This window comes from Acetobacteraceae bacterium, from assembly GCA_039613835.1.
Lineage (GTDB): Bacteria > Pseudomonadota > Alphaproteobacteria > Acetobacterales > Acetobacteraceae > Sorlinia.
The window spans coordinates 542,956-561,642 of record CP154827.1; the positions used below are offsets into that span (position 1 = coordinate 542,956).

The 18,687-nt window shown below is 56.6% G+C and carries 18 protein-coding genes and 2 pseudogenes; 5 read left to right on the forward strand and 15 right to left on the reverse strand.

Going from position 1 to position 18,687, the window contains the following annotated elements:
- Nucleotides 1-51: 51 nt before the first annotated feature.
- Genes gatB through gatC form a run of 3 tightly spaced genes read right to left on the reverse strand, consistent with a single transcriptional unit; the run spans nt 52 to nt 3,271 of the window.
- The gene (gene gatB / locus AAYR33_03080; protein ID XAO71925.1) at nt 52-1,509 is read right to left on the reverse strand and encodes an Asp-tRNA(Asn)/Glu-tRNA(Gln) amidotransferase subunit GatB; all 1,458 of its coding nucleotides are present in this window, start codon (nt 1,507-1,509) and stop codon (nt 52-54) included.
- The gene (gatA, locus tag AAYR33_03085; protein XAO71926.1) at nt 1,509-2,984 is read right to left on the reverse strand and encodes an Asp-tRNA(Asn)/Glu-tRNA(Gln) amidotransferase subunit GatA; all 1,476 of its coding nucleotides are present in this window, start codon (nt 2,982-2,984) and stop codon (nt 1,509-1,511) included. The genes gatB and gatA overlap by 1 nt, the downstream gene beginning before the upstream one ends.
- The gene (gene gatC, locus AAYR33_03090) at nt 2,984-3,271 is read right to left on the reverse strand and encodes an Asp-tRNA(Asn)/Glu-tRNA(Gln) amidotransferase subunit GatC (GenBank protein XAO71927.1); all 288 of its coding nucleotides are present in this window, start codon (nt 3,269-3,271) and stop codon (nt 2,984-2,986) included. Before gatC ends, gatA begins: the two co-directional genes overlap by 1 nt.
- Nucleotides 3,272-3,343: 72 nt before the next feature.
- Between gatC and ruvX the strand changes: the two genes are divergently transcribed.
- Entirely contained in the window at nt 3,344-3,811 is a 468-nt protein-coding gene (gene ruvX, locus AAYR33_03095; GenBank protein ID XAO71928.1) for a Holliday junction resolvase RuvX, read from the forward strand.
- 38 nt (nt 3,812-3,849) lie between these two features.
- Here ruvX and AAYR33_03100 read toward each other — a convergent pair whose 3' ends face one another.
- From AAYR33_03100 to AAYR33_03120, 5 genes and pseudogenes are all read right to left on the reverse strand, one after another.
- Nucleotides 3,850-4,872, reverse strand: coding sequence for an isocitrate/isopropylmalate family dehydrogenase (locus AAYR33_03100; GenBank protein ID XAO71929.1), 1,023 nt, complete (start codon nt 4,870-4,872; stop codon nt 3,850-3,852).
- Nucleotides 4,873-4,884: 12 nt separating this feature from the next.
- Entirely contained in the window at nt 4,885-6,660 is a 1,776-nt protein-coding gene (locus AAYR33_03105; GenBank protein ID XAO71930.1) for an aminopeptidase P family protein, read from the reverse strand.
- 14 nt (nt 6,661-6,674) lie between these two features.
- Nucleotides 6,675-7,184, reverse strand: a complete 510-nt coding sequence (locus tag AAYR33_03110) for an N-acetyltransferase family protein (GenBank protein XAO71931.1) — start codon at nt 7,182-7,184, stop codon at nt 6,675-6,677.
- Nucleotides 7,181-8,043 (reverse strand): annotated as a pseudogene (locus AAYR33_03115) (50S ribosomal protein L11 methyltransferase). The gene AAYR33_03110 and the pseudogene AAYR33_03115 overlap by 4 nt, the downstream one beginning before the upstream one ends.
- Complete coding sequence (locus tag AAYR33_03120; protein XAO71932.1) at nt 8,040-10,250, reverse strand: UvrD-helicase domain-containing protein; 2,211 nt, start codon at nt 10,248-10,250, stop codon at nt 8,040-8,042. The pseudogene AAYR33_03115 and the gene AAYR33_03120 overlap by 4 nt, the downstream one beginning before the upstream one ends.
- Before the next feature lie 83 nt (nt 10,251-10,333).
- Here AAYR33_03120 and AAYR33_03125 point away from each other — a divergent pair, with 83 nt between their 5' ends.
- From AAYR33_03125 to AAYR33_03135, 3 genes and pseudogenes are all read left to right on the forward strand, one after another.
- Nucleotides 10,334-10,981 carry a JAB domain-containing protein gene (locus tag AAYR33_03125; protein ID XAO71933.1) on the forward strand — a complete coding sequence of 216 codons (648 nt, stop codon included), beginning with the start codon at nt 10,334-10,336 and terminating at the stop codon, nt 10,979-10,981.
- Between the two features lie 328 nt (nt 10,982-11,309).
- The gene (locus tag AAYR33_03130) at nt 11,310-11,552 is read left to right on the forward strand and encodes a hypothetical protein (GenBank protein ID XAO71934.1); all 243 of its coding nucleotides are present in this window, start codon (nt 11,310-11,312) and stop codon (nt 11,550-11,552) included.
- Nucleotides 11,553-11,573: 21 nt separating this feature from the next.
- A pseudogene (locus tag AAYR33_03135) lies at nt 11,574-11,933 on the forward strand (JAB domain-containing protein).
- Here the strand turns inward: AAYR33_03135 and AAYR33_03140 are convergent.
- The 5 genes from AAYR33_03140 to rpmE all read right to left on the reverse strand — a co-directional run bounded on the left by AAYR33_03140 (nt 11,871) and on the right by rpmE (nt 15,454).
- Entirely contained in the window at nt 11,871-13,010 is a 1,140-nt protein-coding gene (locus AAYR33_03140; protein XAO71935.1) for a 5-(carboxyamino)imidazole ribonucleotide synthase, read from the reverse strand. The pseudogene AAYR33_03135 and the gene AAYR33_03140 sit on opposite strands and share 63 nt — an antisense overlap.
- A 3-nt stretch (nt 13,011-13,013) precedes the next feature.
- Complete coding sequence (purE, locus tag AAYR33_03145) at nt 13,014-13,472, reverse strand: 5-(carboxyamino)imidazole ribonucleotide mutase (GenBank protein XAO72359.1); 459 nt, start codon at nt 13,470-13,472, stop codon at nt 13,014-13,016.
- A gap of 264 nt (nt 13,473-13,736) precedes the next feature.
- Nucleotides 13,737-14,378: a cell cycle transcriptional regulator TrcR gene (locus AAYR33_03150; GenBank protein ID XAO71936.1), complete on the reverse strand. Its 642-nt coding sequence runs from the start codon at nt 14,376-14,378 to the stop codon at nt 13,737-13,739.
- Nucleotides 14,379-14,586: 208 nt separating this feature from the next.
- Nucleotides 14,587-15,066 (reverse strand): Hsp20 family protein, encoded by a 480-nt coding sequence (locus AAYR33_03155; GenBank protein ID XAO71937.1) that lies wholly within the window; start codon nt 15,064-15,066, stop codon nt 14,587-14,589.
- 154 nt (nt 15,067-15,220) lie between these two features.
- Entirely contained in the window at nt 15,221-15,454 is a 234-nt protein-coding gene (rpmE, locus tag AAYR33_03160) for a 50S ribosomal protein L31 (protein ID XAO71938.1), read from the reverse strand.
- A gap of 187 nt (nt 15,455-15,641) precedes the next feature.
- On the opposite strand from rpmE, the gene mscL reads away from it, so the two are divergent.
- On the forward strand, nt 15,642-16,082 hold the full coding sequence (gene mscL / locus AAYR33_03165; protein XAO71939.1) for a large-conductance mechanosensitive channel protein MscL: 441 nt from the start codon (nt 15,642-15,644) through the stop codon (nt 16,080-16,082).
- Nucleotides 16,083-16,162: 80 nt separating this feature from the next.
- On the opposite strand, the gene secF is transcribed toward mscL, so the two are convergent.
- Nucleotides 16,163-17,098, reverse strand: coding sequence for a protein translocase subunit SecF (secF, locus tag AAYR33_03170; protein ID XAO71940.1), 936 nt, complete (start codon nt 17,096-17,098; stop codon nt 16,163-16,165).
- Between the two features lie 6 nt (nt 17,099-17,104).
- On the reverse strand, nt 17,105-18,652 hold the full coding sequence (secD, locus tag AAYR33_03175) for a protein translocase subunit SecD (GenBank protein ID XAO71941.1): 1,548 nt from the start codon (nt 18,650-18,652) through the stop codon (nt 17,105-17,107).
- Nucleotides 18,653-18,687 lie beyond the last annotated feature (35 nt).

An 18,687-nucleotide genomic window follows, 5' to 3' on the forward strand; every position in this document is an offset into this window, starting at 1 on the left:
TCTAGGGGGAATTAGCATGGACGTCAAACCCCCTTTAATACTGAAACGCGATTATCCGGCGAGTATTTTTTTCAGCAGGTCATTGACAAGGGCGGGGTTGGCTTTTCCCTTCATCGCCTTCATGACCTGCCCGACAAAAAACCCGAAAAGCTTGTCTTTTCCGCTGCGATATTGGGCCAGCATTTCCAGGTTTGCATCCAGAACCGCCGTGATCGCCGCTTCGATTACCCCCGTATCCGTGACCTGCTTCAGCCCGCGTTTCTCAACGATGTCACGCGCGGAAGCCTCCGACGCAAACATCTCCTCCAGAACTTCCTTGGCGATCTTGTCGTTGATCGTCGAATCCTGAATCAGCTTGAGCAGACCCGCGAGGCGTTGCGCCGAGATCGGGGAGCGGTCAATTCCAACGCTCAGTTTATTGAGCCCCGCAAAGAAATCCCCCAACATCCAATTTGCCGCCAGACGCGGCTCCAATTCTTTCGCAAGAATCTCGTAAAAATCCGCCACGGCTTGCTCCGTGGTCAGAATACCGGATTCGTATCGGCTGACCCCATATTGCGCCTCTAACCGGGCACGTTTCGGCTCGGGGAGTTCCGGCAGGTGATCACGCAGCGATTTGACCCACTTTGCGTCGAGGACCAGCGATAAAAGATCCGGGTCAGGAAAATAACGGTAATCATGCGCATTTTCCTTGCTGCGCATGGAGCGCGTCTCACCGCGCACATGGTCAAAAAGCCGCGTCTCCTGCTGCACTTCGCCACCCGATTCCCAGACTTCCACCTGACGTTGGGCTTCAGCCTGGATGGCCTGCATGACAAAGCGGATTGAATTGACGTTCTTGACCTCACAGCGTGTGCGATAGGCTTCCCCTTTCTTGCGCACGGAGACATTCACGTCTGCGCGCATGGAGCCCTCTTCCATATTGCCGTCACACGTGCCGAGATAACGCAGGATCTGTCGAAGCTTGCGCAGATAGGCCCCGGCCTCCTCCGGTGAGCGCATATCGGGCTCACTGACGATCTCCATAAGCCCGACACCGGCGCGGTTAAGGTCAATCAGAGTGAGTTCCGGGTCCTGATCATGGATCGACTTACCTGCATCTTGTTCAACATGCAGGCGTGTCACGCCGATTTTCCGCGTTTGCCCATCGGCAAGCTCGATCTCAATTTCACCTTTTCCCACAATCGGGTGTTCAAACTGGCTGATCTGATATCCCTGCGGCAGGTCGGCGTAGAAATAATTTTTGCGGTCAAACCGGCTGAAAAGATTGATCTGCGCATTGAGTCCGAGGCCCGTCCGGACGGCCTGCGCAACGCATTCCTCATTCAAAACCGGCAACATGCCGGGGAAGGCGGCGTCAACCAGACTGACCTGCGTATTGGCCTTAGCCCCGAACGCTGTCGGTGCGCCGGAGAAAAGCTTGCTTTGACTGACGATCTGGGCATGGACTTCCAGCCCGATCACGACTTCCCAGGCGTCCGTTGCGCCTTCAATGATATAGGTGCGCATCACAGCCCCTCCGCGAAATAAGCAGGGCGGTGCGTGAATGATGCGGCGTCTTCCAGCACCCGGCCGGCTGCAAACATGGTTTCTTCCTCAAAGGCGCGGCCGATCAATTGCAGACCAAGCGGCAAACCTTCCCCATTGAGACCTGCGGGCAGGGAAAGGGCGGGCAGGCCGGCCAGGCTGGCGGGCACGGTGAAGATGTCATTCAGATAAACTTGCACCGGATCACTTGGCTTTTCATCCTGCGCGAAGGCGGCGCTGGGTGCTGTTGGAGTCAAAAGCACATCAACATCCGCGAAAACGGCATCAAAATCGCGCTGGATCAGTGTGCGTACTTTCTGCGCGTGCAGGTAATAAGCGTCGTAATAGCCGGATGAAAGCACGTGCGTGCCCATCAGAATGCGGCGGCGGACTTCCTCCCCGAAACCCGCGCGACGTGACGCCTCATAAAGCGCGTCCAATGTGTCAGCGGCGACTCGCGTCCCGAAACGCACCCCGTCATAACGAGCGAGGTTGGAGGATGCCTCGGCAAGCGCAACAATGTAATAAACGGGCAGGCCATGTTGCGTATGGGGCAGGGAGACGTCGACGATGTGGACCCCCGCCTCAAGCAGCCATGCGATTCCCTGGTCCCAGAGCACCTGGATTTCCGTGGGCAATGTGTTGGGGCGATATTCTTTGGGGATACCGACGCGCAGCCCCTTCACGCCGCGATTTAATGCGTCTGCGTAAACAGGCACGTCGCGCTGTGCGGAGGTGCTGTCATGGGGGTCGAAACCGGCCATGGATTGCAGCAGCAACGCGCAATCAGCAAGATTGGCGGCCATGGGGCCCGCCTGGTCAAGCGAACTGGCGAAGGCGATTGTCCCGAAGCGTGAGCATCGACCGTAACTTGGTTTGACGCCGGTAATGCCGCAGAAAGCCGCGGGCTGCCGGATGGAACCGCCTGTATCCGTGCCCGTCGCGCCCAACGCCATCCCCGCGGCAACCGCTGCCGCTGACCCACCGGATGAACCACCCGGCACGAGGCGCTGCTCGGAAGAAGCGCGTTTCCAGGGGTTGGTCACGGGGCCGAAATGGGAGGTCATATTCGTCGACCCCATCGCGAATTCGTCAAGATTGGCCTTACCCAGAAAAACAGCGCCGTCCTGGAGGAGATTTTGCGTGACCGTACTTTCATAAGGTGGCTTGAAATCTTTCAGGATCGCGCTTGCTGCCGTGGTCCTGACCCCTTTTGTGCAAAAAAGATCCTTGACGGCCAAAGGTAAACCGTCAAGCGGCAGGGCTTCACCCTTTGCGCGGCGCGCGTCGGAAGCTTTCGCCTGGGCCCGCGCGCCTTCCGGGTCAAGCGTGATGTAGGCGTTGATCTCAGGGTTCAGCCGTTCCGCGGCGGCGAGAAAATGATCCGTCACTTCCAGCGCTGAAATCTTTTTGGCGCGGAGGGCGTCACGTGTGGCAGCAAGGGTCATGCGGGACATTATTCAACCACCTTCGGCACAGCGTAAAACGGGCCGCGCCGCAGGGGCGCATTGCCTAAAACATCTTCCCCGTCATTTTCCAGAGCGACTTTATCCTGACGCATGCGCAGGGTTGCGACACCCGCGCCAGTCATGGGAGGCACGTTGGAGACATCGACATTTTTAAGTTGCTCGACCCATCCGAGAATATGATCAAGTTCCGACCCGACTTCGGCGCATTCCTGAGGCGTCAGGCCGATGCGGGCCATTTTGGCGATCCGCATGACAGATTCTGTGTCCAACGACATAAATTCTCGACTTTCCTGCTGAGGGGTGGGTAGGGAAGAGTGTTAATTTTGGTCGGGTTATAACGCTGAATCATGTCCCTGTTCAATCCATACAAGCTGCGCGCCGCGCTCGGACGACATCAACGTGTGCTGGGCATCGATCCGGGAAGCGTTTCCGTTGGTCTCGCCTTGAGTGACATCAGTCTGATGCTGGCCTCACCCTACCATGTCATTAAGCGGCAGAAGCTGGGGCAGATGGTGGCCGAAATCTCCGCCATTGTCGCCGCGGAGGGCGTGGGCGCGCTGGTTTGCGGCCTGCCCCTCAGCATGAACGGGGAAAAGGGACCGGCGGCACAAGCGGCTGAAGACTGGCTGCGTGATCTCTCCACACGTCTCAACCTTCCCGCTTGTTGTTGGGATGAGCGTCTTTCCTCCTCCGCTGTCAATCGCTTTCTGATTGAGGAAGCCGGCATGACCCGTAAAAGAAGGGCGGCGGTCGTGGATAAAATGGCCGCGTCCTACATGTTGCAAGGCTGGCTTGACGCGACACGCGACAGATAAGGTCCGCGCGTGTCGCAGCCCAAGTCAGGGCAGGGGGTTTACAACGCGTCGAGCAGGGCTGTGGTGATCTCACTTGTGCTCGCTGTGCCGCCAAGGTCACGCGTGCGGACACCGCCTGTGGTTACGACGCGGGTGATGGCGTCATCAAGACGTTGCTTCAGATCATGACGCCCCACATGGGCCAGCATTAACCCGCCTGCCATCAGCAGGGCCAATGGGTTTGCGACGTTTTTGCCGGCAATATCCGGCGCTGAACCATGGACGGCCTCGAAGATGGCGGCTTTCTCACCGATATTCGCCCCCGGTGCCATGCCCAGCCCCCCGACAAACCCGGCTGTGAGATCAGAGAGAATATCACCGAAGAGATTTGTCGTGACGATGACATCAAATTGCCAGGGATCGGTGACGAGTTGCATGGCGCATGCATCTACAATGCGCTCATCAATGGTGATCTTTCCGGCATATTCCTGCGCAATGTCGCGCCCTGTCTCCAGGAAAAGTCCGCTGAAGATTTTCAGAATATTGGCTTTATGAACAAGCGTGACTTTTTTGCGGCCATTCGCGACGGCATAATCACACGCGAAACGGATGACCCGCGCACATTCTTCGCGGGAATTAAAGCCGCCACCACAGGCGATGGCGCGTGGGTCATCCCCCAACGGCAGGTAATATTCATTCGCGGCGTAAAGCCCCTCGATATTTTCCCGCACCACGACGAGGTCAATATGATCAAACCGTCCGCCGGGGATGGTCGTCCGCGTCGGGCGCAGATTGGCGTAAAGCCCGAAGCGCTGGCGCAAGGTGAGATTGACGGATTTGAACCCTTTGCCAACCGGGGTCGTCAGCGGCCCCTTGAGGGCCAGACCGGTGCGGGAGATGCTTTCCAGTGTTGCCTCCGGCAAGGGGAGGCCACTGGATTCAATCGCGCCGAGCCCGCCCGCACATCTTTCCCACGCGAAGGGCGCACCCAGTTTTTCAAGAATTTTCACGGTTGAGTCCGTGATTTCCGGGCCGATCCCATCACCCTCAATGAGGGTCGCCCGATATGTTCTGCTTGTCATAGAAAGCCTCAATCAACAGTTCAGGGGTGCACATGCCTCCATGAGCCACGCCCGTGCATCTCCCTCCAGAAGCGGGGAAATTTCCTCCCGCGTTTTGGCGTGATAGGCGTTGATCCAATCGATCTCCTCCGCAGAGAGGAGGACGGGGCGGATCATTTTCCGGTCGAAAGGTGCGTAATTCAGCGTCTCGAACGCCAGAAATTCACGCGAACCCGTTCGGGGTGCGTCTTTGACGATCAGCAGATTTTCCGAACGTATGCCGTAATGTCCCGGCTCATAATATCCTGGTTCGTTTGAGACGATCATGCCCGGCATAAGCGGAGTGGGACGCGGGGCCGCGCTGATATTTTGCGGCCCCTCATGCACGGAGAGGTAACTCCCGACGCCATGGCCCGTGCCGTGATCATAATCGAGCCCCGCCTGCCATAAAGCGTAGCGGGCGAGGGGGTCAAGCCGGTAACCCGGCGTGCCGACGGGGAAGACCGCCCGGGCGATGGCGATATGTCCTTTCAGCACGCGCGTGAACGCGTCACATATGGCGTCATCAGGCGCGTTCGGCCCGATCCAGATTGTGCGCGTCACGTCCGTCGTGCCGGCCTCATACTGCCCGCCACTATCAATGAGGTAAATCTGGCTCGCTGTGAGGTCACGATCCTGCCCTTTGATCGCGCGGTAATGGGGCAGGGCGGCATTCGGCCCGGCGGCGGAGATCGCGGGGAAGCTCTCCTCCCGGAATTCCGGCGCTTCAGAGCGAAACCTATATAGGTGATCGGCGAGTGCTGCCTCCTGGCATCCAACGCCTGACTTTGTGACGAAATGCAGGAATTTGCACAAAGCGGCTGAGTCGATTTTCTGGATGCGACGGGCGCCATCAAGCTCGACGTCGTTCTTCTGCGCCTTCAAAAGGTGGCAGGGATCGGCATCGCGCACCGGCTTTGCACCGATCGCATCAAGATGCTGTCGGAACCACACTGACGCGCTCTCCGGATCCAGCCGCACGATTTTGCCCCGAAGATTTTCCAGTGACTGGGGCAAGGTTTCGGGTGGGGCGAAGGTCACGCCAGGCCCGAAATGGGTGGCGGCGTTTTCAGGCAGGCGGGCCTTATCGATGAAGGCCGTCACCGCGCCATCCGGCGTGATCAGTCCGAAGCCTAGCACGACCGGCGTATAAGGCACGTCATTACCGCGCATATTCAACAGCCAGGCGAGGCAGGTCGGATCGGTAATCAGGGCGGCGTCATGTCCACGCTCAGCCAGTATCTGCCCGATATGCGTGCGTTTCTGAAGTGAATCCTGTCCGGAAAATTGCAGTTCCAGGAGCTGGACCCTGCCATCGGGCTTCTCTGGTTGTGTCACCCAGGCAGCATCAATCGGGTTTTGCGAGAGTGGGACCAGCGTAACGGACGATATGGTGTCGAAATTTTTGAAAATAGCCTCAGAGGCCAGGCGCGGGTCAAACCCAAGTTTGAGGCCCCCCTGGCGCGCCGCCGCCCATTTTTGCGGACCACCCGCCACAAGGCTCTGTGCGGACCAGATGGACGGATCAAGTTGGCTGCGAAGCTGCTCGGTATATCGACCATCTGAGAAGACGGCCCCTTCCTCCTGCAGCAAAATCGCCAGCCCGGCGCTGCCGGTAAATCCGGTCAACCAGGCAAGGCGCTCAGCATAAGGTGCGACATACTCACCGAGAAATTCATCGCCCCTCGGCAGGATCATCCCGTCCAGACCCTCCGCGGAGAGTTGTGCACGAATATGGCGAATGGAATCGCGGCTTGCGGGTAATGTCACCTTTAACCCCTGCTTCAGGAATCGAGTATCCGATACATAAAGACGAGGTTAAGCCATCGGTCAAATTTGCGCCCCACTTCCGGAATCGCCGGCATGGCGGTAAAGCCGAATTTCTCATGCAATTGGATGGACGCCGTATTTGTGTCGGTGATGGCACCGATCATCAGGTGGCGCCCGGCTTCCGTCGCATGGGTGATCAATGCGGTGAGGAGCATCTGGCCGATCCCGAGGCGGCTCATCCCCGGTTTGACGTAAATGGAGTGCTCAACCGTCTGCGCATAACCTTCATAGGGGCGGAAAGGGCCGTAACTGCCATAGCCGAAAAACGTGCCCTCACATATCACGACAAAAACGGGCATGTCATTTTCCTGCTGCTGTTTCAGCCAGACCGCACGTTGTTTGAGGGTTTGCGGCGTGTTGTTCCAGAGCGCGTCGGAATGCGCAATATTGTGATTGACGATCTCAAGAATTTCCGGGAGGTCTTCTTCCCGCGCGAGGCGAAGCTGACAATCACGTGTGGTCATGCGGGTTTCCTCAAAATAAGGGTGCACCATTCCCCTTCATAAATGCGGCGCTGCAGCACAAGGCCCTGACGACGATAAGTCGCGAGAACCATATTCGCTTGCGTCGTGAGCAGTCCGGCCAGTATGGTCGTTCCACCGCGTCTGAGTTTGGCGGTAAGGTCCCGGGCCATGAGGCAAAAGGGGCGCGCAAGAATATTGGCGAATATCAAGTCAAAATTCCGGCTGCGACGCACTGCGGGCGTGGCCCAGCCTTGACCCTGCACCGCGTGAATCATGTTCCTGAGGCCGTTAAGCCGCGCATTGCTCCAGATGATACGCACAGACCATGGATCAATATCTGCGGCCATCGCCAGAATGCCGGAGCCACAACCCATATCCAGAATGCGGCGCAGGCGGCGATAAGCGACTTTTTCAAAGCCGCGCAGGCAACCTCGGGTTGAGCCATGCTCGCCCGAGCCGAAGGCGATCCCCGCATCGAGCGTGATAACGTGCCGCCCCGGCGCGCGCTGCGCATCGAGATGCGTGCCGCAAATCATGAAACGCTGGCCGATCTTCTGCGGCGGGAAGGCTTCATAAATTCGGGCCAGCCAGGCCATCACTATGGGTTGCCTGCTGATGAAGCGGCGCGTCATGGCCGGGAAAGGAGGCGTGCCACCGTAAGGGCGCTTTGCAACTCATCCTCCCGATGGCTCTGATCACGCACCCGTTCAACCCGCCAGTTCCGATGGTCGTCATCCGCCTCGAAAATGCCAACAGTTGTGCAGACTGTGGCAAGCGCACTTTCAAATAAAGGGACAGCGCTTTCCGCAACCGTGACGGAGAAGGTTTCAAGTTGTGTCGCGTGGCGCGGGCGGATCATGATGAGATCAGATCGACGTAACTGACATGAACGGCTTTGTCACCCGCTTTCTCGAAGGCGACGGATAAAGTCTCTCCATTAACGACCATAATTGTACCATATCCATATTTCTGATGGAAAACACGATGACCCACCTCAAATTCTTCCACCGGGGGCGACATTGATGCTTTGCCCCTATCACGTCGCGCCAGGATTGGCCAATGGCTGGCAGGGCGCGGGAAGGGCGTCTCCGGCACGCGCAAACCATCATAGGGGTTTGTTTCATTCCGCCAGTCTTCCGGGATTTCCCCGACAAACCGGCTCGGGATGCTGTCCTGCCAATTGGCGTAAATGCGCCGGCGCGCGGCATGGCAGATGATAGCCCGCACTCTGGCGCGTGTCAGCCCAACATAGGCCAGGCGCCGTTCCTCCTCAAGGCTGCGTTCTCCACCCTCCTCAAGGCTGCGTTGTGAGGGGAAAATGTCTTCCTCCCATCCCGGCAGGAAGACCGTATCGAATTCCAGCCCTTTCGCACCATGAAGCGTCATGACATTAACCTTGTCATCCCTCTGGACAGCATCCGCATCCATGACAAGGGCGATATGCTCCAGAAACGCTTCCAATGACGGGAATTCCGCCATGGCGCGGAGGAGTTCCTTGATATTATCGAGCTTGCCGGGCGCTTCGATCGATTTATCGTCACGCCACATCTGGAGATAACCGGCCTCTTCCAGCACGGCTTCAAGCGCGACGACATGGCCTTCCCCACCCAGCCGTTCACGCCCCTGCGTTAATGTGTCGGATAAAGTCGCCAGAGCTTCCTGCCCCTTGCGCGTTAATAATTTGGGGCCGTTTTCAGCCAGGGCGGCCGCCATGAGGGGAATATGCTGCGCACGCGCGGCGGCATGGATTTTCTGCATCGCGATGGCGCCGATCCCGCGGCGGGGTGTGTTGGCGATGCGTTCAAACGCGAGATCATCGCCCGGGCGCGCCAGAAGACGCGCATAGGCCAGCGCATCCCGGATTTCAGTGCGTTCGTAAAATCGGATGCCGCCAATAATGCGGTAAGGAATGTTTCTGACCAGCATACGATCTTCGAATGCGCGCGTCTGGAAGGAGGCGCGCACCAATATTGCCATTTGCGCGTAATCATGACCCTCATGATGCAGCGCTTCAATCCGTGCGGTAATGAGACGCGCCTCACCATCCGAATCCGGTGCTGCCAGAACGGTGACTTTTTCCCCCCGGCGGTCATCCGTCCCGGGGCGGAGTGTTTTGCCCAGTCGGTCATGATTATGTGCGATCAGCCCGGAAGCGGCGGACAGAATTTCCTGCGTTGAACGGTAATTCTGTTCAAGCCTGATGATCTTCGCATTCGGGAAATCACGCTCAAATCGAAGGATGTTCTCAATTTCAGCGCCGCGCCAGGAATATATGGACTGATCGTCATCACCCACACAGGCGATATTGGCGTCTTCATCCGGGCGTTGTGACAAAAGACGTAGCCAAAGATATTGGGTTGTGTTCGTATCCTGATATTCGTCGACCATGATATATCTGAATAAGCGATGATAAGATTTGAGAACCTCAGGATGCAGGCGCAGGATTTCATAAACGTGCAGGATAAGGTCGCCAAAATCGCAGGTGTCGAGAGTGCGCAACCTCTCCTGATAAGCGAGGTATATGTCGCGCGCCTTACCCTGCGCGAAGTCAGTATCCTCAGTTGGCGTGATACTTGCCGGGGTGAGGGCGCGGTCCTTCCAACGCTGGATGACGCCGAGCATGGCGTTGGGCGACCAGCGTTTCACATCGATTCCGGCCGGCTCCATCACCTGTTTGATGAGGCGGATCTGGTCATCCGTATCGAGAATGGTAAATTGATTGCTGAGACCAACCAGAGCGGCATGTCGACGCAGCATCCGCACGCAGATTGCGTGGAACGTGCCCAGCCACAACCCATCGACTGTATGCCCGACGAGCGTCTCAATGCGGTCTTTCATTTCCCGCGCTGCTTTATTCGTGAAAGTCACGGCGAGAATTTGATGGGGGCGTGCTTTACCCGTCAGAAGAAGATGCGCGAAGCGTGTCGTCAAAACGCGGGTTTTACCTGTCCCCGCGCCAGCGAGGATCAATAATGGCCCTTCGATTGACTCGACAGCGGCGCGCTGCTCAAGGTTTAAGCGTTTCAGGTATCCATGTGCTTCAGGGGATGGTACAGAATGATTCACATTTACCGCACGACGTTGCAGAATTTTATGACACTATATCCTTTTAAAGAATGAGCAGGCGGTCTTCCAGTCAAAAGAACAGCGTGCTCGGCCATCGTGCCCGTATGCGTGAGCGCGTTTTGCGCAATGGCGTCGAATCTCTGGCGGATTACGAAATAATTGAAATGCTGTTGTTTCTGTCCGTCCCAAGGCAGGACACAAAGCCGCGTACCAAGGAGCTAATGGCCACGTTTTGTTCCATTGGCGGCGTTGTAAATGCACCCGTGACTCGCTTGCGCGAGATTGGCCTCAACGACAAGGCGATAAAAATCATGCGCCTCCCGCAGGTAGCGGCATCATTGCTGGCCGTGTCTGAGCCACAGACTGAGATCGTCGTTGGCGCTTGGGAGGAGCTGGTTGATTATCTACATGACACAATGGAGATCATGCCGGAGGATAGCTCTCGGGTGCTTTTCCTCAATAACAAGAACCGGCTTCTGGCCGATGAGGCTTTCAATGTAGGTCGCGACACGCAGGATATGTTCCGCCGGGCCTTATCTCTCCATGCAACGGCGCTTATATGTTTGCACTCTGTGCAATTCAACGTGCAAGGCGAGGCGCGTCGACTTCGGAGTGTTGCAGTCAAACTACAGAAAGAGACAGAAAACCTCGCAATTACGCTGCATGACTATATTTTTATTGATAAGCAATTCGAATTGTTCAGTTTCCGGCAACAGGGAATTATCGTCTGAAAGCAATTATGCGGTGCGGTAAAAAAAGAGTTTTGATTAGGATCACCTTTCGCTAAGTTTGAAGCGCGACTTTCATCATTCGTTAACTGTTTGACGCTGTAGACTTATCCCGTTCCCCCCCGATCCTCATCAGTGTTTGTCCCAACGAGAGGCTACTCTGCCAAGAATAAATCGAAAGAATAGAACGAGGAAGAGGCCGACCGGGTCGAACGATCTCTTTGACGTCATCGGCTCCGGGTGGTCGCGGGTCGCCCTGAGTGAAATTGAAGCGGCGGGAAGCCTGCCGGTCAAAGATGACTATGATCAGATTCGACATTTCCTTCGAGTGTTGCAAATTCCGGAAGATGTCGCGGCTGCGGTGTCCGTCAATCTCAAGGCGCGTTTCGACTCCTTCTCCGGTTTACTTTGCGCGCCCAATGAAGCGCTCACTTCTGTCCCGAATTTTCCGACCAGCGCCATCATCGCCGTGCGCCTCGTTCAGGAAGCGGCTATCCGCATTAATCGTGAGCGTATCAATAAAAAGAACGTCCTCGCGGATAAGCAATTTCTTCTGGATTATCTCACCAGTTGATTAGCGCGAGAGGCCGTTGAGCAGTTTCATGCTATTTTCCTGTTCGATGATGGCGGTTTTCTGGCGGATGAAGCTCAGGCGCAGGGCACAGTCAATCATACACCTGTCTACCCTCGGGAAGTTGCGCGTCGCGCGATGGAGTTAAGGGCCGCCAACCTCATCCTCGTCCATAATCACCCGAGTGGAGACCCGACACCGTCAGGCAGTGACATCCACATGACACATCAGATCATGTATGCAACGCGCCTGATCGGCGTCGATATTCTTGACCATCTCGTGATTGGTAAAGGGCGTTACGCCAGTCTTAAAGAACTCGGCTTACTCGAGTCCGTCATTGAGGATCGGCCCAAGCGCGGCGGCAAGCCCAAGATCCCCGGGTAGCGCCCCTTTAGGGAAAAGCGCATTGATGTGACCCATCTTGCGTCCGGGCCGCGCTTCCGCCTTGCCGTAAAGATGCAGGCGCGTGCCGGGTGTTTCCAACGCCCTGGAAGCTGCGTCATATGTGCCGGGGCCGACCAGATTTTTCATGACAGCATCGCTGTGACGGGTGAGGGGTTGGGCGCGCAGCCCCGCCACCATGCGTATATGCGCCTCAAACTGGCTGATCAGGCAGGCATCCTGCGTCCAATGGCCTGAATTATGGGGTCGCGGCTCGATCTCATTCACGCGCAATTCCCCCTTTGCGCCCAAGAACAACTCAACGGCGAGGATGCCCACAAGCTGCAGACCATGGGCGATGCGGCACGCAATGTCCTGCGCTGATGCGGCCAGCTCAGGGCTGATGCGGGCCGGGGCGAGACTGATATCGAGGATGCCATGTCGATGGCGATTTTCCGTCACGTCGAAGCAGAAAGCGTCACCATAAAGATCCCGCGCGACGATGATGCTGAGCTCCCGATCAAAATCAACGAGGCCCTCGGCGATAAGCGGGTAGGGCAGCGTATCCTGAATCGCTTCAAGATCCTGAGGGCCATTGACCCGCCACTGGCCTTTCCCGTCATAACCAAAACGCGTCTGTTTCAGGATGAACGGTAAGCCGAGTGCCGCCTCTATCGTGGCAAGCGCAGCAGGGTCCGTGACAGCGACCCAGGGTGCCGTCTTCAGGCCAAATGCGTTGAGTTGAGACTTCTCGACAATGCGGTCCTGACTGATCTCTAATATTTTGCGTGAAGGATGCACGGGCTTGAGCGACTCAAGCAATGCAAGGTTCTCTGCGGGAATATTTTCAAACTCGAAGGTGATGACATCGACATTTTCCGCGAAGCGCCGCAGGGCTGCGGTATCATCATAAGCGGCGATCGTCGCGGAGGGAGCCACGTCAAGTGCAGGCTCATCGTCACGCGGCGAGAAGATATGGCAGTGGAAGCCCATTTCTGCCGCCGCCATGGCGGACATGCGGCCAAGCTGCCCGCCACCAATAATGCCGATTCGCCCCCCGGGCTTCAATATACGCGGCATGGCCTAGCCCTCAGGTGCGTCTTTGACGTTATCCGTCTGGGCCTGGCGCCATTTTTCAAGACGGATGCGCACCGCGTCATCGTCGAGAGACAGGATCGACGCGGCGGTCAGGGCGGCGTTAATAGCCCCTGCGCGGCCAATGGCGAACGTTGCCACCGGCACACCGCCAGGCATCTGCACGATGGAGAGAAGGGAGTCCATGCCTTTCAACGCGCGGCTTTCAACTGGCACACCGAGGACGGGAAGCGTCGTCCAGGCTGACACCATCCCGGGCAGATGCGCGGCACCGCCCGCTCCGGCAATGATGACTTTGAGACCTGCATCCCGTGCTGAAACAGCATATTGCCGCAGGCGATCCGGTGTGCGGTGTGCTGAGACGATTTTAGTCTGATGCGTGATCATCAACTCGTCCAGCGTCTGGGAGGCGTGCTGCATCGTCTCCCAGTCACTCTGACTTCCCATAATGATGCCAACATGGGCGGGTAGGTCTCGATTTCGGTTCACGCTTTCCTGTCCTGTATTCGGTCGTCTCTCATTTGACACCTCAAACCGGCTTTGGTTCGGATGGAGAGGCAGGCAGGTTTATCGTACCGTCCTCACCTCTGAAGTGATCATGCCCAGGCGCGATCGGCAACATGGCGCCATGGCTTGATAGCGAGACGCCGAAGTCCCGCCGGGCCACACAGGCTCGACGCACAGCACCGCTGCAATCGTCAGCAGCTTGTCTCAAGCGACATCATCCTCATCTGACGCATTGTCGTCGGTTATCGGTGCGCTTTTCGGCACGTCATTTATGTCATCCGCCGGTGGGGCCGCGAAACGCATATCCTGCGCGCCGCCTTCCTTCTCAAGGCGTTGATCGGCGATATGCACAGCGGCATTCAGGTCGGTCTGGCTACACAAACCGATAATGACGGGGTCACGCGGCTTAATGTTGGCGCTGTTCCAATGCTGACGATCCCGCACTTTGGCGATCGTATCTTTCGTGGTGCCCAGAAGCTTGATGACCTGCGCCTCGGATAATTGCGGAAATTGCCGGAGGAGAAACGCAATAGCGTCCGGACGATCATTTCGACGGGCGATCGGAGTATAACGGGCGCCCTTGGCACGACGCGGAATCGGATTGGCGGCGGAGGAGAGCTTCAGAGTTGCATTTGAGTCACGCTCGCAGCGGGCAATTTCCTCAGAGGTCAACTGATTATTTTTGACGGGGTCATATCCATTAATGCCGGAAGCAACTTCACCATCCGCTATAGCCTGCACCTCTAAAGGGTGCATTCCGCAAAAAGCCGCGATCTGTGAAAATGTGAGCGCCGTTTTGTCGATAAGCCACACCGCAGTGGCTTTTGGCATAAGTGGAAGAGTCATTCTCGGTCACCCCGGGTCAAGATTGTGCCGCGCCAGGCACCGAAAGAGAGTTGTCGTATCGAGATACGGTCCGCACGGTGCCTGGAAATGCATTGCGAAGTTGTCATCGTATGACGGTGTGCGGGATAAAACGTCAAGTGTTTTCCGGCCTCTGAATAAGAGAAAAGGGTGCATTTGCACCCTATTTCTCTCTCAAAAGCGCGTCAATTTAAGCGGCGTTGCGCTGCGTCTTCGACCCTTCTGCTTTTGCGGAGGCGGAAAGGGCTTCGACGCTTTTAATTTCAATACGGCGCGGTGCCAGAGCCTCCGGCACAACCCGTTTGATCGTGACCGTCAACAGCCCATTGACCAGTTCGGCTTCACCGATCTCGATGTGATCGGCCAAGACGAAATGACGCTCAAAGGCACGGGCCGCAATGCCACGATGCAGCATTTCACCTTCCGTGAAACGTGCGGGCGGCGTGCCCTTGATGACGAGGTTATTATCAGCAAGCGTGATGTCGATATCAGCCGAACCGAACCCGGCAACCGCCATCGTCAGCCGATACGTGTCGGCATCCTGCTTATCAATGTTGTAAGGGGGGTAACTATTATTGGGAGCGGCCACATTTGCCGCGTTATCCATAAGGCGGGCAAAACGGTCAAAACCAATCGCTGTCCGCATAAGCGGGGAAATATCATACGTCATAAGAACCTCCTTTAAGGCAGATCCGGCTCAACCCTCCCCGAAGGGCGGAGGGTTGAGCCGTTTAGGTTGTTGCGGCCCAATGGCACCGCAACAACCTTAAAATGGGGATCGGAAAAGGAGGTTTCAAGAGATCCCGGGGAGGTCCCCGACGCGCTTATTTCTTCGCGTTGCGCGCGCCGATCCCGGCAAAACGCTTGTTGAACTTGGCTACCTGGCCGCCCGTATCCAGGATACGTTCCATGCCTGTCCAGGCGGGATGTGACTTCGGGTCAACGTCGAGGCGCAATGTCGCGCCGGGCTCACCATAGCATGAACGCGTGGTGAATTCGGTCCCGTCAGTCATCACAATTTTGATTTCGTGATATTCAGGGTGGATGCCAGATTTCATGATTGCCAATCTCTCCAGATAACCATGCCCCGATGCTGACCGGGACTTATAAGCGATGCGTCTTATCGCAATCAGGCGTGAAAGGGAACGCTTATTTGCGGGAACTTTCAGAATCACCGGGTTTTTCGGATAAGAGAAGCGTTTCCCGTCAATAGAAGAGACAAGCTGACAAATTAAGAGAGAGAAAATGGATAATAAATTTTCGATACATAAGCTCGGCTGGGTGGGTGAATTTCAAAAATTCATCATGCGCGGCAATGTCATTGATATGGCTGTCGGTATCATTATCGGCGCGACCTTCACGACTATTGTCAGCAGCCTCGTCAAGGATGTGATGACGCCCTGTATCGGTCTGTTGACCGATGGTATCGATTTTTCAAATATTTTCATCACCCTTAAAGGCCCGGTCCTGCCAACTTTGGCGGAAGCCACAAATGCAGGGGCGGTGACGATCAATGTCGGCGTTTTTCTGAATGCGCTGATTCAGTTTCTCATCGTTGCCTTTGCCGTCTTTTGGCTGGTGAAGCTCGTTTCGAGCCTCTATAAAAAGCAGGAAGAAGTGGCGGAGCCCATAATTTCAGAAAAACTTCTGACCAAAATTCGTGATCTGCTGGAGCGTAAACCGTAAGTAAAGCGGCTCTGCGGCGCGGGAAGCCTTACCGGAACTTTAATATGGTCAAGCTTCCCGCCGCTTCATCATCAAGCACCTTACGACGCGTCGCGACGCAGTCTTTTTGCGCCCAGAAGCAAGAGAATGGGGCAGGCGATGAAAATCGAGGAGGAGGTACCGATGACGATACCGAATAACATCACGGTCGCGAAGCCGGACAGGCTGTGACCCCCGAAGATCGCCAAAGGCAGTGCGGCGAGAAACACGGTGGATGACGTGCCCAAAGTACGGTTCAGTGTTTCATTGATGGAAAGGTCGAGCAATTCACGCAAATTTATTTTGCGATATTTGCGCAGATTTTCACGCACGCGGTCATAGACCACGACCTTATCGTTGGTGGAATAACCGAGGATTGTCAAAATCGCCGCGACCATCACCAGATCAAACTGAATGCGCGTGATGGCGAGGAAGCCGATCGTCTTAGTCAAATCAAGCACAAGGGTCAGTACGGAGCTGATCGCGAATTCCCACTCAAACCGCACCCAGATATAAATGAGGATCATGCCGAGGCTCAAAAGCAGCGCTAAAATGCCGTTGCGGAAAAGCTCCTGCGAGACGGAAGCCCCGACCGCATCCGCACGCAGGATCTGCGCACCTGTCTGGACGGCCTCAACTGTTTGACGCACCCGGTCAACGAGGCGTTGCGTCTCCTGATTATTATCCGCCCCCGCTTTCGGCGTTTCGAGCTGAATCAGCACATCGTCTGGCGCCCCGAATGTGATGATGCCGGCGGCGGTAATCCCTTTTTTATTCAATGCTTCCCGAAGCACCAGCACATCAGCCGGGCCTTTGGTGCGCGCTTCCACAACGATACCGCCGCGGAAATCCAGCCCTAGCTCCAGCCCCGGTTTGAAAAACAGGGCGATGGAGAGGAGAGATAAAGCGGCCGACGCGATCAGCCCGGCATAACGCCCCCGCATAAAGGGGATTTTTTTATTATCTCGAAAAAAGCGCAGAAGAGGACGAGAAAACATGATTCTTTACACCGGTAGGGTCGCAGGGCGCGTTTTGGCGTACCATCGCACGATAAGCAGCCGGGAGAGCACCATGGTCGTGAACAGGGTGGTGAGAATGCCGATGGTGATCGTCAGGGCGAAACCACGCACCGGCCCGGTCCCGAAAGCAAAAAGCATGACATGCGCGAGGAAGGCCGTCGCATTACTGTCCACAATCGTTGATTGCGCATGGTCAAAACCATTCTGCAATGCGGCGAGGGCCGTGCGGCCATTGCGCACTTCCTCCCGGATACGCTCGTTGATCAGAATATTGGCATCGGCAGCCATCCCGAGGGTGAGCAGCATCCCCGCCATGCCCGGTAGTGTGAGAGTCGCCTGGAAAAGGCTGAGTATGGCGATCATCAGCACAAGATTGGCGATGAGGGCGAGATTGGCGTAAAGGCCGAAAAGCCCGTAAAAAAGCTGCATGAACACAATGACCAGCAACAGCCCTACCAGCAGGCTGATTGCACCGGCCCGAATGGAATCAACACCGAGAGAAGGGCCGATGGATCGTCGTTCAACGACATTGAGCGGGACGGGCAATGCACCGGCGCGCAGCATCAGGGCGAGATCCGTCGCCCTGCGCGCATCGAAATTGCCGGTAATCTGCCCGTTACCCCCCGTGATGGGTGTCCGGATCACCGGCGCTTCAATGACCTTATTATCGAGGATAATGGCAAACATCTTGCCGACATTTTCAGTCGTTGTTTTGGCAAATGCCGTGGCCCCGCGATGATCGAATGAGAAGGAGACCGCCCATTGCCCGGTCTGCTGGTCAATGACCGGCGCGGCATTGGTGAGGGCGACGCCATCCACTTCAACATGGTTCAGGACCGGCCATTGCCGCGAATTATCCGCTGCCGGTATCATCGTGATACCGCCCACATTACGCGCACTGCCCGCTGTCGCGACAAGCTGGAAGGTCATTTTCGCGGTCGTGCCTAAAAGCGCCTTGATCCGCTCCGGGTCACTCACGCCGGGCAACTCCACCACGATCCGATCTTCACCTTGACACGTGATCTGCGGGTCAACGGCGCCCGTGCCGTCAATGCGGCGGCGGACGATCTCAATCGTCTGCGCCATCGCCTCACGCGCGCGCATTTGCAAAACCTGATGGTTGAGGGCGACCTCAATCCTTGCCTGCGCACGTTGAACGCTGAATTCATCCGGTGAAGCGCGCGGGAGATCATTGACGACTTTGAAAGCGGCATCGGCCTCCTGCGCATCCCGAGGATAAAAATGGAGCATCCGCGTTTTTGAGTCGATCGAGAATTGCCGGTAGCCTAGCCCCGCATCTGTAAGACTATGCTTGATATCGTCCTCAAGCGCGGTCAGGCGATCACTGGAGAGCGTTTCGGTATTGACCTGAAGCAGGAGGTATGACCCCCCCTGAAGGTCAAGCCCCAAGTGCACCTGACGCCAGGGAAGGTGATAGGGCGCCTGGCGCACGAAATTCGGGACGCAGAGCAGAAGCCCGGCGAAGCAGATGGCGAGCACGCCGAGGAATGTGAAGCGATTATAACGGATCATCGGCCGTCGCAGTATCCTTATTGCCTGTGCGGGAG

Excerpts from the sequence above, each read along its gene's own strand:
- AAYR33_03140 (XAO71935.1), bottom strand. The coding sequence starts at position 13,010 with ATGCCGCGTATATTGAAGCCCGGGGGGCGAATCGGCATTATTGGTGGC.
- purE (XAO72359.1), bottom strand. The coding sequence starts at position 13,472 with ATGGGAAGTCAGAGTGACTGGGAGACGATGCAGCACGCCTCCCAGACG.
- mscL (XAO71939.1), top strand. The coding sequence starts at position 15,642 with ATGGATAATAAATTTTCGATACATAAGCTCGGCTGGGTGGGTGAATTT.
- AAYR33_03100 (XAO71929.1), bottom strand. The coding sequence starts at position 4,872 with ATGACAAGCAGAACATATCGGGCGACCCTCATTGAGGGTGATGGGATC.
- secF (XAO71940.1), bottom strand. The coding sequence starts at position 17,098 with ATGTTTTCTCGTCCTCTTCTGCGCTTTTTTCGAGATAATAAAAAAATC.
- secD (XAO71941.1), bottom strand. The coding sequence starts at position 18,652 with ATGATCCGTTATAATCGCTTCACATTCCTCGGCGTGCTCGCCATCTGC.
- AAYR33_03110 (XAO71931.1), bottom strand. The coding sequence starts at position 7,184 with ATGACCACACGTGATTGTCAGCTTCGCCTCGCGCGGGAAGAAGACCTC.
- gatC (XAO71927.1), bottom strand. The coding sequence starts at position 3,271 with ATGTCGTTGGACACAGAATCTGTCATGCGGATCGCCAAAATGGCCCGC.
- gatA (XAO71926.1), bottom strand. The coding sequence starts at position 2,984 with ATGTCCCGCATGACCCTTGCTGCCACACGTGACGCCCTCCGCGCCAAA.
- AAYR33_03155 (XAO71937.1), bottom strand. The coding sequence starts at position 15,066 with ATGACGTATGATATTTCCCCGCTTATGCGGACAGCGATTGGTTTTGAC.
- ruvX (XAO71928.1), top strand. The coding sequence starts at position 3,344 with ATGTCCCTGTTCAATCCATACAAGCTGCGCGCCGCGCTCGGACGACAT.
- gatB (XAO71925.1), bottom strand. The coding sequence starts at position 1,509 with ATGCGCACCTATATCATTGAAGGCGCAACGGACGCCTGGGAAGTCGTG.
- AAYR33_03150 (XAO71936.1), bottom strand. The coding sequence starts at position 14,378 with ATGACTCTTCCACTTATGCCAAAAGCCACTGCGGTGTGGCTTATCGAC.
- rpmE (XAO71938.1), bottom strand. The coding sequence starts at position 15,454 with ATGAAATCTGGCATCCACCCTGAATATCACGAAATCAAAATTGTGATG.